Here is a 13386-nt window from a genome sequence, read left to right as displayed (position 1 = left end):
CGAGGCCGACACCCTCTAGCTCGCGGTCAGCCAGTCCGGTGAGACCTACGACACCCACGCCGCCGTCCAGGAGGTCAAGCGCAAGGGCGGGCGGGGGCGTCGCTCCGTCATGCGGCCGGAAGCCGGCCCGTCACGACTGTTCCGCCCACTCCACGAGCTGGATCACCACCCCGTTCGGGTCGGTGACCTGGAACAGCTTCTCGCCCCACGGCTCCTCGCGCAGGGCCATGGTGATCTCCGCGCCCTCGGCCCGCAGCCGGGCCTCCTCGGCGGCCACGTCGGTGACCACGAAGGCCAGGATCAGTCCGGCGGCGACCTGGTCGCGGAAGCCCTCCGGCAGCACCTCGATCCCGCGCCGCAGGAAGACCACGTTCAGCCCGGCGTCCTCCCGCCCGAGGGAGACGAACCCGTCCGACGCCATCTGCTCGGTGAATCCGAAGTGCTTCCGGAGGAACGACGCCGAGGCGTCCACGTCCTCGACGGTGAGCGAAACGGCGGAGGAGGTGATCTGCATGCTGGTCCCTCTCGTCGGCGATTATCCCGTACGCAGTACACTATACATAGTACGGAGAATTGTGCAAGGGCCGCCCCGGGCCGCCCCGGGCCGGGCCGATCGGGAGGCCGGTCCCGAGCGGGCGCGCCCGGCCGGGTCGGCCGGGGCGGGCCGTAGGGGCGGGCCGCCGGGTTACGGCCGGCGGTCCGAGGCCCCGTCGAGCCCCGGCAGCGGGTCCTGGTCGACGTCGTGGCGGGCGACGCGATCCGCCGGGTCCCGGCATTCGGGGCCGAGGCGGAGGATGCGGGACTCGGGGTCGTGCAGGGGGCGGTGGCAGCGGCGGCAGGTGACCCGGGGGCGGACGAGGCCGGGGGTGTCGGTGAGCGGGAGGGGTTCGGGGGCGCGGTCGGTCATGGGGGCGACGGTAGCCCGGCGGCCGGGGCGGCGGGCGTGAAAGGATCGGCGCATGGCCAGTGACCGCAGCAGCGCAGGTGACCCGGCGCGGACCCTCGCGCTGCTCTGGGGCGTGACGGCGGAGGAGCGGCCCGGCCGCCGCGGGCCGCGTCAGGCGAAGTCCCCGGTGGAGATCGCGGCCGCGGCGATCGCGATCGCCGACGCCGAGGGCGTGGACGCCGTCACGATGCGGCGGGTCTCCCAGGACCTCGGGGTCTCGCCGATGGCGCTGTACACCTACGTGCCGGGCAAGGCCGAGCTGCTCGACCTGATGCTGGACACCGTCTACGCGGCCATGCCCCGGAGTGTCCCCGCCGACGCGGGCTGGCGGTCGCGGGTCACCGCCGTCGCCGAGGACAACCGCGCGCTGCACCGGGCCCACCCGTGGACGGTGGCGGTCGCCACCAGCCGCCCGCCGCTCGGGCCGGGGCTGATGGCCAAGTACGAGTACGAGCTGGGGGCCCTGGCCGGAACCGGGCTGCCGGACGTCGAGCTGGACGCCGCGCTGACGCACCTGCTGGGCTTCGTCGAGACCTGCGCCCGGATGGCCGCCGACGGGCGGGCCGCGCGGCAGGAGAGCGCGATGTCCGACGCCCAGTGGTGGACCGCCAACGCCGCGCTGCTGGCCCGGGTCTTCGACGCCGAGCGGTATCCGGTGGCGGCCCGGGTGGGGAGCGCCGCCGGCGAGGCGTACGGCGGCGCGTACAACCCGGACCACGCGTACGCCTTCGGGCTGGCCCGGGTGCTGGACGGGCTGGCGGCGCTGATCGAGGAGTGTCGCGAGGGCTGAGCCCGCAGGCTCAGCGCCCGCGTGCGTCGTACTCGTCGCGGGCGGCCAGGACGGCGCCCACCCGCGCCTCCGACCAGTGCGCCAGGCCGGCGACCAGTCGGGCGGCCTCCCGGCCGAGCGGGGTCAGGCTGTAGTCGACCCGGGGCGGGATGACCGGGTGCGCCTCGCGCAGGACGAAGCCGTCGCGCTCCAGGGTCTGCAGGGTCTGCGCGAGCATCTTCTCGCTCACCCCGGAGATCCGGCGGCGCAGTTCGCTGAAGCGGTAGCCGCGTTCGTCGAGCGCCCCCAGGACCAGCACGCCCCACCGGCTGGTGACGTGCTCCAGCACGCCCCGGGACGGGCACATGCGGTCGAAGACGTCGGCGGGGGGCAGGGCGCGGTGCGGCGTGGCGAGTGGTCCGGCCAGGGGCTCGGCCGGAGGTCCGGCCGCGGTGCGGGCGTCGGCGGAGTTCATTACCTGCATGTCAGTACCCTACTTTGAAGTGCGTACTTACGAAAGGTTAGTGCCGCCCCTAAAGTGAGTGTCGAAGGCAGAAGTTCAACGGGCAACCACCACAGGGAGCAGCATCATGTACGTCGTCACCGGTGCCACCGGACAGCTCGGCCGCCTCGTCGTCGAGGGCCTGCTGGCCAAGGTCCCCGCGAGCGAGGTGGCGGTGGCCGTCCGTTCCGCGGAGAAGGCCGCGGACCTCGCGGAGCGCGGCGTGGCCGTCCGGGTGGTCGACTACAACCGGCCGGAGAGCCTGGAGAGCGCCTTCGCGGCCGGCGACCGGGTGCTGCTGATCTCGGGCAGCGAGGTCGGCCACCGGATCCCGCAGCACACCGCCGTCGTCGAGGCGGCGCGCGCCGCCGGTGTCGCGCTGTTCGCCTACACCAGCGCGCCGGGCGTGGCTACCTTCAAGCTGGCCGACGAGCACAAGGCCACCGAGGCGGTCATCCGCGGGTCCGGACTCCCGTTCGCCCTCCTCCGCAACGGCTGGTACACCGAGAACTACCTGGGCGACGCGGCCGGCACGGCCGAGCGCGGCGTGGTGGTCGGCAGCGCGGGCGAGGGTCGGATCGCCTCCGCCCCGCGCCGGGACTACGCCGACGCCGCGGTGGCCGTCCTCACCGGTGAGGGCCACGAGAACGCGGTGTACGAGCTCAGCGGCGACGTCGCGTGGAGCCTCCCGGAGCTGGCGGCCGAGCTGGCGCAGGCCTCGGGCAAGCCGGTCGAGCACCGTGACGTGACCCCCGCCGAGCACCTCGCCGTGCTGGTCGGCGCCGGGCTGCCGGAGGGCTTCGCCGGGATCCTGGTCGACGTGGACGCCGGCATCGCGCGTGGCGAGCTGGCCGGCACCCCGGGCGACCTGGCCCGGCTGATCGGCCGTCCGACCGCCCCGCTGGCGGAGAGCGTGAAGGTGGCGCTCGGGGCCTGAGCCCTTCGCGCGGGCGCCCGCCCCGGGCGCCCGCCCGTCGCACCGGGTGACCGGGTGGGCGGGCGGCTGCGATGCTGCGCCGCCGTGCCCCCGCCGCGACGACTGTCATGACCAAAATCAGAATACGGAGATGACAGCCTGCCCCCGTGCCCGCTACCGTCGCCTCGACACAGGCGCGCGCGGAGAGCAGGCGGTCCATGCCAGAGACAACCCAGCAGGAAGCCGGCCGAGGGCTCTGGTTCGGCGTCGCGGCGTACGGGATCTGGGGGCTCTTCCCGCTGTTCTGGCCGCTGCTGGAGCCCGGCGCCGCCGACGACATCCTCGCCAACCGGATGGTCTGGTCACTCGTCGCGGTGGTGCTCCTGCTCCTGGTCCAGCGCCACTGGGGCTGGATACGCCCGCTGCTGGGCCAGCCCCGCCGGCTCGCCATGCTGGGCGGGGCCGCCGTGGTGATCTCGGTCAACTGGGGCGTCTACATCTGGGCCGTCAACGCCGGTCACGTGGTGGAGACCAGCCTCGGCTACTTCATCAACCCGCTGGTCACCATCGCCTTCGGCGTGCTGGTGCTCAAGGAGCGGCTGCGCAGGGCGCAGTGGGTCGCGGTGGGCATCGGCGCGCTCGCGGTGGCGGTGCTGACCGTCGGGTACGGGCGCCTGCCGTGGATCGCGCTGACCCTGGCGCTCTCCTTCGCCACCTACGGCCTGCTGAAGAAGACGGTCGGGCTGAGCGGCTTGGAGAGCCTGGCGGCGGAGAGCGCCTTCATGTTCCCCTTCGCGCTCGGCTACCTGGTGTACCTGCAGGTCAGTGGCCGTGGCACCTTCGGGCACACGGTCGCCGGCTCGTTCGGCTGGGGTCACTCGGGGCTGCTGGTGCTCAGCGGGGTGATCACCGCGATCCCGTTGCTCTGCTTCGGTGCGGCAGCGGTCCGGGTGCCCCTGACCGTGCTCGGGCTGCTGCAGTACCTGGCGCCGATGTTCCAGTTCCTGATCGGTGTCACGGTCTTCCACGAGTCCATGCCGCCCGCCCGCTGGGCCGGGTTCGCCCTGGTGTGGGCCGCGCTCGCGGTGCTCACCTGGGACGCCCTGCGGCGCGTCCGGGCGGACCGGACGGACCGGGCCGCCGCCCAGGCCCGGACGGCGGCCGCCGCCTCCGCAGCCGTGGCCCCGGCCGACGCGGTGCCCTCCGGCACGACGCCGACCACCGGGCCCGCCCGGGCCACCACCGGCTGAGCCCGGTCACCCGCCGAACGGGGCGGCCGCGCCCTCGGCCCCGTCCCGAGGCCGTCCCGCGAGCGGCCCGGTCCCTCGTGACGGCCCCCGCGACCCCCGCCGCCGGGCCCGCCACCGCCACCGTCCGCCGAGCGGCCCGGTCCCGGCGCCGGCCCGGCCCCTTCAGGCCGTGATGTCCCGCGAGGTGAACCGGGACCACGCGGCCGAACCGAACACCGCCACGTAGCCGGCCTGCAGCCCGAGGTTCTTCAGCACGCCGTCCCAGTACATCGGCTCCCGCAGCAGGTCGCCGAAGGTGAGCCAGTGGTGGGTGAAGAGGAACGGCTGGATCGCGTGCAGCTGCGGGAAGCTGTCCAGGATCTGCACGGTGATCACCAGCCCGACGGTCGCCGCCATCGCCGCGATGCCGCTGCCGGTGAGCGTCGAGACGAACAGTCCGATCGCGACCAGCCCGGCCAGCGAGGCGGCCACCACGGCCGCCACCAGGACCGCCCGCAGCAGTGCGGAGCCCAGGCCGATCGTCTCCCCGGAGATCAGCGTGACGTCGCCGACCGGGAACAGCGCCGCCCCGGTGGCCACGGCCGCGAGCGCCACCGTCACGGTGGCCGCCAGGCAGAAGACCAGTCCGGCGGTGAACTTGGCGGCCAGCAGCCGGGTCCGCCCGGCCGGGGCGACCAGCAGGTAGCGCAGGGTGCCGGTGGCGGACTCACCGGCCACCGAGTCCCCGGCGACCACGCCGACCGTCATCGGCAGGAAGACCGGCAGGGCCACGGCGAGCGCCGTGAACACCAGGAACAGCCCGTTCTGGGTGACCTGCGCGATGAAGGCCGGACCCTCGCCGCCGCGCGGCCCGTCCGTCTCGATCCTGACGACCGTGCCGATCAGGATCGGCAGCACCGCCAGGATCCCCAGCAGCACGATGGTCCGCACCCGGCGGAAGGTCAGCACCAGCTCGCTGCGGAACAGCGCCAGGAACCCGGCCGCCGTCTGCGGCCGCCGCCCGGGCGCCGGCCGCACCGCAGCCGCCGTGACACCGGACACCGCGGTCCCCGGAGCCGGGGCCCCGGACGGCACGGCCGCTGCCTTCTCCGGTACCTCAGCCCGCGACATCGAAGCCCTCCCCGGTCAGCGCCACGAAGGCGTCCTCCAACGTGCCCCGCTCCACCCCGAAGCCGTGCACCCGCACCTCGGCCGCGACGAGCGCCGCGCAGAGACCGGGCAGCGCGTCCTCGGCCAGGGTGCCCAGCTCGCCGTCGACCCGTTCCTCGCCGACCTGCACGCCGGCGACCTCGTGCGCGAGCAGCACCTCGGCCGCCCGGTGGGTGTCCGGGGTCCGGACCACCAGCCGGCCCCGGGCCCGGGCGGCGAGTTCGGCGACGGTGCCCTGCACCACCAGCCGGCCGCGCGACATCACCGCCGCGTGCGTGCAGACCTGCTCGATCTCGTCCAGCAGGTGGGAGGAGAGGAAGACGGTCGTCCCCTCCGCCGCGACCTCCCGGATCAGCGCGCGGATCTCCCGCATGCCCTGCGGGTCCAGGCCGTTGGTCGGTTCGTCCAGGACGAGCAGCTCGCGCGGCTGGAGCAGGGCGGCCGCCAGGCCGAGCCGCTGCTTCATGCCCAGGGAGTAGGCCCGGGCCTTCTTGCCGGCGGCGGCGGTCAGGCCGACCCGGTCCAGCGCCTCGGTCACCCGCTGCGCCCGGGTCCGCGGGTCGGCGGTCGGATCGGCCGCGTCGAACCGGGCCAGGTTGTCCCGGCCGGAGAGGAAGCCGTAGAGCGCCGGTCCCTCGATCAGCGCGCCGACCCGGGGGAGCACGGTGGAGACCGACTGCGGCATCGACTCGCCGAGCACGGTCGCCACGCCGGAGCTGGGGGAGATCAGGCCCATCAGCATCCGGATGGTGGTGGTCTTGCCGGAGCCGTTGGGTCCGAGGAAGCCGAAGACCGACCCCCGGGGGACGGTCAGGTCCAGCCCGTCCACGGCGAGCTGGCCGCCACGGAACCGCTTGGTCAGCCCCCTGGCTCTGATCACGTCGTCGGAGGACGCGGAGGACGCGGGGGAGGAGGAGGGCGTGGACGTCGTCGATGTCGGGGAGGGCGAAGCGGCAACGGGGGCCGGGCGCGTCGTCGCGCCCCGGCCCCCGGCCGGCTCCGTAACGTCCCCCGTTACCGGAGCCTGGGTCACTTACTTCACCCCGGCCGCACTCTGCAGCACCGGCAGGGTCACCGCGCCCGCGAAGACCCGGCCGTCGTCGGTGACCAGCACGTTCAGCACCTTGGTGCTGATCAGCGATCCCCCGGCGACGGGCTTGCCGAGCGACTTGACCAGCGCCAACGGGTTCTGCGCCTTGCCCTCGCCGGCACCCGGCCCGCGCCCGCCCTTGCCGCGCGGGCCCCTGCCCTCGGCCGGGACGAACACGTCGCCGCTGGGCAGCGCGGCGGAGAGCACCGCAGTCCAGCCCTCGCCGACCACGTTCAGGCCCTCCGCGGCGGCCTTCGCCCCGGGCGGGACCTCGGCCTTCGCGTCCGCGCCCGCCCGGTCCTCCGACGCCTTCTTCTCCGTCACCTTGGCGCCCTTGGGCACGGTGAACTCGAAGGTCTTGGCGGCGGGCCTGGCGAACGACACGTCGGTGAAGTGGACGTCCAGCACGGTGCTGCCGTCGGAGCCCTTGACCACCACGGCCAGCGGGACGCCGTTGTCGGCGGCCACCGCGATCCGCACCTCGCCGATGGTCGAGCCGGGCTGGGTGGGCTTCACGCTCAGCTGGTACGCCTTCTGCCCGGCCACGCTCGCGGTGCCGTCCACGGCCACGGCGGTGGTGCCCGCGCTCGCGGTGAGGAACAGCCGGGCCGCCTCCTGCGGGGTGGTCGGTGCCCCGGTCAGCGGCGTCCTGGCCTCGTGGCCGGCTCCCGGCCGCGCGGCCGGGCCGTCGGACCGGACCCCGCTCAGGTGGACCGCCTCGTTGGTGGCGCTGTCCCAGGCCCAGGCCTGGTCGCCGTTGCGGACCAGCTCGTACCCGGAGAGGTGCTCCAGGAGGCCGATCCGCTGCTTGTCCGGACCGTCGACCGCGACCCGCAGCGTGTGCTCACCGCCCAGCAGACCGGTCAGCTTGGACTCCGGCGAGGCCCCCGACGACTTGCCGCCACCGGGGCCGCCCGAGCCGATCCCGCCGGCCGCGGCGCCGAGCAGCTGGCTCGGCACGCCCAGGTCGGCCGAGACCGACACGGTGCCGGAGAGCGTCTCGGCCTGCGAGCCGAGGGCCTTCGCCACCACCTGTTCCGCCGTCAGCGTCGGAAGGTCCGGGGGCGAGGAGTCCGCCAGCGCCGGCCCCAGCCCCACACCGGCGGCGATCGTGGCGGCCACCGCCAGCGGAACCGCCACCCTGATCATCGTCCGGCGGCCCGACCGGTACGGCACGCCCTCCCGGAGCCCGTCCTGGAAGTCGTCCCGGAACCCGTCCGCCGAACCACCCACCGCGGTCGTCCTGTCGTCCGTCATCGCGTCCAACCCCTCCGTCAGTGACCGACTGTCCCTGTGTCTCCATTAGACGTCCCCGGACCGCTTCCGTCATCGCCCTGCAGGGCCAGATCCGGGTCGGTCTCGCGGTGCAGCCGACCCTGACAGCACCTCAGGGTCGGCTCCTCCGAACGTACGAGGAACGTGCGGGAACTGGCGTAGGGTCGCGAGCATGGACGCAACCAACATCCCGACCGCCAACGCGATGCGGCGAGCCCTGCGGCGGGCCCGGGACGGTGTCGCGCTCGACGCGACCGAGGCGGCGGTACTCCTCCGGGCCAGGGGCGAGGACCTGCGCGACCTCTGTGCGAGCGCCGCCCGGGTGCGCGACGCGGGCCTCGAAGCGACCGGCCGCCCCGGCGTCATCACCTACTCCAAGAGCGTGTTCATCCCGCTCACCCGGCTCTGCCGGGACAAGTGCCACTACTGCACCTTCGTGACCGTCCCCGGCAAGCTCCGCCGGGCCGGCCACGGGATGTTCATGTCCCCGGACGAGGTGCTGGAGGTCGCCCGCCGGGGCGCCGAGCTCGGGTGCAAGGAAGCGTTGATCACCCTCGGCGACAAGCCCGAGGACCGCTGGCCGGAGGCCCGCGAGTGGCTCGACGCGCACGGCTACGACGACACCATCGCCTACGTCCGCGCGATGTCGATCCGCATCCTGGAGGAGACCGGCCTGCTCCCGCACCTCAACCCCGGGGTGCTGAGCTGGACCGACTTCCAGCGGCTCAAGCCGGTCTCGGCCTCGATGGGCATGATGCTGGAGACCACCGCCACCCGGCTCTGGAGCGAGCCCGGCGGCCCGCACCATGGTTCGCCCGACAAGGAGCCGGCCGTCCGGCTGCGGGTGCTGGAGGACGCGGGCCGCAGCTCGGTGCCGTTCACCAGCGGCCTGCTGATCGGCATCGGCGAGACGTACGAGGAGCGCGCCGAGTCGCTGTTCGCGCTGCGCCGCGTCTCCCGGGCCTACCACGGCATCCAGGAGCTGATCCTGCAGAACTTCCGCGCCAAGCCGGACACCGCGATGCGCGGGATGCCGGACGCGGAGCTGGACGAGCTGGTCGCCACCGTCGCGGTGGCCCGGCACATCATGGGCCCGTCCGCCTGCCTCCAGGCCCCGCCGAACCTGGTGGACGGCGAGTACGAGCGGCTGATCGGCGCCGGCATCGACGACTGGGGCGGGGTCTCGCCGCTGACCCCCGACCACGTCAACCCCGAGCGTCCCTGGCCCCAGATCGAGAAGCTCGCCGAGCACGCGGCGGCGGCCGGCTTCGAGCTGCGCGAGCGCCTCGCCGTCTACCCCGAGTACGTGCGGCACGGCGAGCCCTGGCTCGACCCCCGGGTGCTGCCGCACGTCCGGGCGCTGGCCGACCCGGACACCGGCCTGGCCCGCCCGGACGCGGTGGTCACCGGGCTTCCCTGGCAGGAGCCGGAGGACCTGCCGGAGTCGTACGGGCGCACCGACCTGCACACCGCCGTCGACAGGGAGGGCCGGACCGGCGACCGCCGGGCCGACTTCGAGGACGTCTACGGCGACTGGGAGGTACTGCGCGAGCAGGCGGCTTCCGTCCCCGGGCCGGCCGGGGCGCCGGAGCGCCTCGACGCCGACGTCCGGTCGGCCCTCGCGGTGGCCGCCGACGACCCGACCGGGCTGACGGACGCGCAGGCGCTGGCCCTGTTCCACGCGGACGGCCCGGCGCTGGACGCGCTCTGCCGGATCGCCGACGCGGTGCGCCGCGACACGGTCGGGGACGAGGTCACCTACTGCGTCACCCGGAACATCAACTTCACCAACGTCTGCTACACCGGCTGCCGGTTCTGCGCCTTCGCCCAGCGCCGCACCGACGCGGACGCGTACAGCCTCTCGCTGGACCAGGTGGCCGACCGGGCCGCCCAGGCCTGGGAGGTGGGCGCCACCGAGGTCTGCATGCAGGGCGGCATCCACCCGGACCTGCCCGGCACCGCCTACTTCGACATCGCGCGCGCGGTGAAGGAACGGGTCCCCGGCATCCACGTGCACGCGTTCTCGCCGATGGAGGTGGTCAACGGCGCCACCCGGACCGGCCTCTCGATCCGCGACTGGCTGCAGCGGGCCCAGGAGTCCGGTCTGGACACCATCCCGGGCACGGCCGCCGAGATCCTGGACGACGAGGTCCGCTGGGTGCTCACCAAGGGCAAGCTGCCGGCCGCGACCTGGGTGGAGGTCGTCAGCACCGCGCACGAACTGGGGATCCGCTCCTCGTCCACGATGATGTACGGGCACGTGGACACCCCGGCGCACTGGCTCGGCCACCTGCGGCTGCTCGCCGGGATCCAGCAGCGGACCGGCGGCTTCACCGAGTTCGTGACGCTGCCGTTCATCCACACCAACGCCCCGGTCTACCTGGCCGGCATCGCGCGGCCGGGCCCCACCGCCCGGGACAACCGGGCGGTGGTCGCGATGGCCCGGCTGCTGCTCCACCCGCACATCCCCAACATCCAGACCAGCTGGGTGAAGCTGGGCGCGGAGGGCGCGGCCGAGATGCTCCGCTCGGGCGCCAACGACCTTGGCGGCACGCTGATGGAGGAGACCATCTCGCGGATGGCCGGCTCGGCGTACGGCAGCTACAAGTCGGTCCGGGACCTCCAGGCGATCGCCGAGGCGGTCGGCCGCCCGCACCGGCAGCGCACCACGACCTACGGCGAGGTGCCGGCCGAGCGGCGGGCCGCCGCGCTCGCCTCGGACGGGCACCTTCCCGAGCTGCTGCCGCTGGTGGACTGACGGCCGAACCGTCCCGAACCGTCCGGGCCCGCCCGGGCCCGTCCGGCCCGCCGTCCGCCTCGCGTCGGGCGGCGGGCATTCTCGGGCGGCCGGGCGGCCGGACAGTCGGACGGCCGGACGGGGCCGAAGGTCCGGGGGCCGAGGGCCGGCCTCAGCCGACGAGAAGCTGGCTGCGCAGGTCGCGCAGGTCCCGCTGGTCCAGGCCGAGGCCGGACTTCAGGTAGCCGTCGAAGGAGCCGAACCGCTGCCGCACCTCGTCGAAGCCGGCGTTCAGGTACTCGGGCCGGACGTCCAGCAGCGGCTTGTAGACCGCCTGGTAGGCGGGCGGCAACTGGGCCAGGGTGGCGGCGATCTCCGCGGCCCGGTAGGTGTTGCTGGCGAGGTAGTCGGCCTCGACCGTCTCGCGCGGCACGCCGAGCGCGGTGAGCAGGGCGGCGGAGGCCCAGCCGGTGCGGTCCTTGCCGGCGGTGCAGTGGAACAGGATGCCCTCGTCGTCACGCTCCACCAGGGAGTCGAGCACCGATCGGTAGGCGGTCCGGGCACTGTCGGCGGAGACCATGGTGCGCTCGGCGTCCACCATCGCCCGGACGGCGGCCTGCGGGGTGGTGACGTTGAACGCGCCGGTGTCGGCGGCGCCGAGCACGTTGGCGGAGACGGCGGTGGCGCCGGCGGGGAGCCGGTCCGGGGCGGCCTTCTGCTCGGCCGGGGTCCGCAGGTCGAAGACGGTGCGGATGCCGAGGCGGCGGAGCTTGGCGAGGTCCTGGTCGGTGAGCCTGGAGAGGTCGCCGGAGCGGTAGACCACGCCCGTCCGCACCCAGCGGCCGTCGGTGGTGCGGTAGCCGCCCGCGTCGCGGAAGTTGGGTGCGGAGGCGAGGTGCAGCGAGCGGTCGGCGATCACCAGCGGGGCGCCGCGGTCGGGGACGAGCTCGAAGTACCAGCGGTCGGCGGCGGGCAGGCCGGTGACCGTCACGGTCGCGCTGCCGGCACCCCTGGCCACGGGCCTGCGGTGGCGGATGTCCTCCGGGTCGGTGCCGGCGTAGACGGTGACGCCGCGGGCGCCGGGGGCGGTCCAGGTGAGGCTGAAGCTCCCGTCGGCCTGCTGGGTGGCGGTGGCGGCGGTGAACGGGACGGCGCGGGCGGCGTGGTGGGCGGCGGCCGGGGCGGGGGAGCCGGCCGGCGCGGCCGCGGCGAGCGCCGGGGTGCCGAGCGTCAGTGCGCAGGTCAGGGCGACGGCCGCGGTCAGGCGGGTGCGGGAGATGGTCATGGCCCGGGACGGTAGGCAGCCCGGGGTGGCGGTCCGTGGACGAGGCATGGCGGACCGGCGACATCGGGTGGAAGTGCTGGTGTTCCAGGGAGGCCCGCGACCCGTTCGGGCCTTCGAATACAGTGCGAGGGCGCGCGACCGGCCGTGCGTCGCGCGGTCCGCCCGCTTTCGTACGAAAGGCGCCCGTCGTGATGCCACTGTGGTCACGCGCACAGCAACAGGACTTCCGCAGCCGGGTGCGGGGCTGTCTGCTCGGCGGGGCGATCGGGGACGCGCTCGGCGCCGGCATCGAGTTCGACTCGCTGGAGAAGATCCGCGCCGCGCACGGCCCGCGCGGTGTGACCGGCTACGTCCCCGCGTACGGGCGGTTGGGGGCGGTCACCGACGACACCCAGATGGTGCTGTTCACCGTCGACGGCCTGATCCGCGCCCACATCCGCCGGGACACCGGCAGCTGGCACCCGCCCACCGACGTCCACCGCGCCTATCTGCGCTGGGCCGCCACCCAACGGGACTGGGGACCGGACGAACGCCGGTCCGACCTCGGCTGGCTCGGCCGGGAGGAGTGGCTGTACGCGCAGCGGGCGCCCGGGCAGGCCTGCCTGTCCGGGCTCTCCGGGGTGGACGCCGACCGGCTGGGCACCCTGGAGTCGCCGAAGAACCCGCACTCCAAGGGGTGCGGCACGGTGATGCGGGCGGCGCCGTTCGGGCTGCTCACCACCTGGGAGCCGGGGCTGGTGTTCCAGCTGGCGGTGGAGTGCTCGGTGCTGACCCACGGCCACCCCACCGGGTACCTCTCGGCGGGTGCGCTGGCGGTGATCGTCCAGACCGTGGCCCGGGGCGGCACCCTGGAGGAGGGGGTGCACCTGGCGCTCGCCCTGCTCTCGGAGCGGCCGGCGCACGAGGAGACGACGGCCGCGCTGCGGGCGGCACTGGACGCGGTGCGGGCCGGGGAGCCGTCCGCCGAGCGGGTGGAGGCACTGGGGGAGGGCTGGGTCGCCGAGGAGGCACTGGCGATCGGGGTGTACTGCGCACTGGTCGCGCACGATGTCCGGTCCGGGCTGCTGCTGGCGGTGAACCACTCGGGGGACAGCGACTCCACCGGCGCGATCTGCGGCAACCTGCTGGGAGTGCTGCACGGTGACACCGCGCTGCCGCCCGGCCTGGTGGTGGGCCTGGAGGGGCGGGGGGCGCTGCTGGAGCTGGCGGACGACTTCGTCCTGGAACTCCTGCACGGGCCCGAACTGCACAGCGCACGGACCCCGGAGGGCGAGGCCTGGTCGGCCCGCTACCCGGTGCTCGGCTGAGGCCGTCGGGCGGCGGGGCCGTCGCGACCGGGCCGTCGAGCGACCGGGCCGTCGAGCGGCGGGGTCCGGTCTTGACGGGTGCATGGCTCCGGACGCCCAGATGCCCGTAGCGGTCGCCGGTCTGCCGAGCGGGCGTCCCGGGCTGCGCCTGCCGGTCCTG

Annotated in this window: 12 protein-coding genes; 5 read left to right on the top strand and 7 right to left on the bottom strand. The window is 74.6% G+C overall.

All coding sequences use genetic code 11. From position 1 onward, the window contains the following. Positions 1 to 130: 130 nt before the first annotated feature. Together ABZY91_RS08635 and ABZY91_RS08630 are read right to left on the bottom strand one after the other, a co-directional pair. Positions 131 to 514, bottom strand: coding sequence for a VOC family protein (locus tag ABZY91_RS08635; protein WP_329883307.1), 384 nt, complete (start codon positions 512 to 514; stop codon positions 131 to 133). 171 nt (positions 515 to 685) lie between these two features. Beyond that, positions 686 to 907 (bottom strand): DUF6011 domain-containing protein, encoded by a 222-nt coding sequence (locus ABZY91_RS08630; protein WP_329883308.1) that lies wholly within the window; start codon positions 905 to 907, stop codon positions 686 to 688. Positions 908 to 959: 52 nt separating this feature from the next. On the opposite strand from ABZY91_RS08630, the gene ABZY91_RS08625 reads away from it, so the two are divergent. Then, positions 960 to 1736: a TetR/AcrR family transcriptional regulator C-terminal domain-containing protein gene (locus ABZY91_RS08625; protein WP_329883309.1), complete on the top strand. Its 777-nt coding sequence runs from the start codon at positions 960 to 962 to the stop codon at positions 1734 to 1736. A gap of 10 nt (positions 1737 to 1746) precedes the next feature. On the opposite strand, the gene ABZY91_RS08620 is transcribed toward ABZY91_RS08625, so the two are convergent. Further along, positions 1747 to 2082 (bottom strand): helix-turn-helix domain-containing protein, encoded by a 336-nt coding sequence (locus tag ABZY91_RS08620; protein WP_329883368.1) that lies wholly within the window; start codon positions 2080 to 2082, stop codon positions 1747 to 1749. Between the two features lie 220 nt (positions 2083 to 2302). Here ABZY91_RS08620 and ABZY91_RS08615 point away from each other — a divergent pair, with 220 nt between their 5' ends. Together ABZY91_RS08615 and rarD are read left to right on the top strand one after the other, a co-directional pair. Next, positions 2303 to 3154 carry an SDR family oxidoreductase gene (locus ABZY91_RS08615; protein ID WP_355400843.1) on the top strand — a complete coding sequence of 284 codons (852 nt, stop codon included), beginning with the start codon at positions 2303 to 2305 and terminating at the stop codon, positions 3152 to 3154. Between the two features lie 197 nt (positions 3155 to 3351). Then, entirely contained in the window at positions 3352 to 4383 is a 1032-nt protein-coding gene (gene rarD / locus ABZY91_RS08610; RefSeq protein ID WP_355400833.1) for an EamA family transporter RarD, read from the top strand. Between the two features lie 162 nt (positions 4384 to 4545). On the opposite strand, the gene ABZY91_RS08605 is transcribed toward rarD, so the two are convergent. The 3 genes from ABZY91_RS08605 to ABZY91_RS08595 form a co-directional block, all read right to left on the bottom strand. Next, positions 4546 to 5493, bottom strand: coding sequence for an ABC transporter permease (locus ABZY91_RS08605; RefSeq protein ID WP_355400831.1), 948 nt, complete (start codon positions 5491 to 5493; stop codon positions 4546 to 4548). Then, positions 5480 to 6412 (bottom strand): ABC transporter ATP-binding protein, encoded by a 933-nt coding sequence (locus ABZY91_RS08600; protein ID WP_329883312.1) that lies wholly within the window; start codon positions 6410 to 6412, stop codon positions 5480 to 5482. Before ABZY91_RS08600 ends, ABZY91_RS08605 begins: the two co-directional genes overlap by 14 nt. A gap of 153 nt (positions 6413 to 6565) precedes the next feature. Continuing rightward, positions 6566 to 7879, bottom strand: coding sequence for a DUF2092 domain-containing protein (locus tag ABZY91_RS08595; RefSeq protein ID WP_355400829.1), 1314 nt, complete (start codon positions 7877 to 7879; stop codon positions 6566 to 6568). Between the two features lie 190 nt (positions 7880 to 8069). Between ABZY91_RS08595 and ABZY91_RS08590 the strand changes: the two genes are divergently transcribed. After that, positions 8070 to 10655 carry a bifunctional FO biosynthesis protein CofGH gene (locus ABZY91_RS08590; RefSeq protein ID WP_355400827.1) on the top strand — a complete coding sequence of 862 codons (2586 nt, stop codon included), beginning with the start codon at positions 8070 to 8072 and terminating at the stop codon, positions 10653 to 10655. 151 nt (positions 10656 to 10806) lie between these two features. Here the strand turns inward: ABZY91_RS08590 and ABZY91_RS08585 are convergent, their stop codons facing one another. After that, a complete protein-coding gene (locus tag ABZY91_RS08585; RefSeq protein WP_355400825.1) occupies positions 10807 to 11919 on the bottom strand; it encodes a tyrosine-protein phosphatase in 1113 nt (370 codons plus the stop codon). A gap of 191 nt (positions 11920 to 12110) precedes the next feature. Here ABZY91_RS08585 and ABZY91_RS08580 point away from each other — a divergent pair, with 191 nt between their 5' ends. Further along, on the top strand, positions 12111 to 13226 hold the full coding sequence (locus ABZY91_RS08580) for an ADP-ribosylglycohydrolase family protein (protein WP_329883316.1): 1116 nt from the start codon (positions 12111 to 12113) through the stop codon (positions 13224 to 13226). The last annotated feature ends 160 nt before the right edge of the window (positions 13227 to 13386 follow it).

The organism is Kitasatospora sp. NPDC002965 (assembly GCF_040611255.1).
GTDB lineage: Bacteria > Actinomycetota > Actinomycetes > Streptomycetales > Streptomycetaceae > Kitasatospora.
This window is presented reverse-complemented; position numbering and strand designations above follow the sequence as displayed.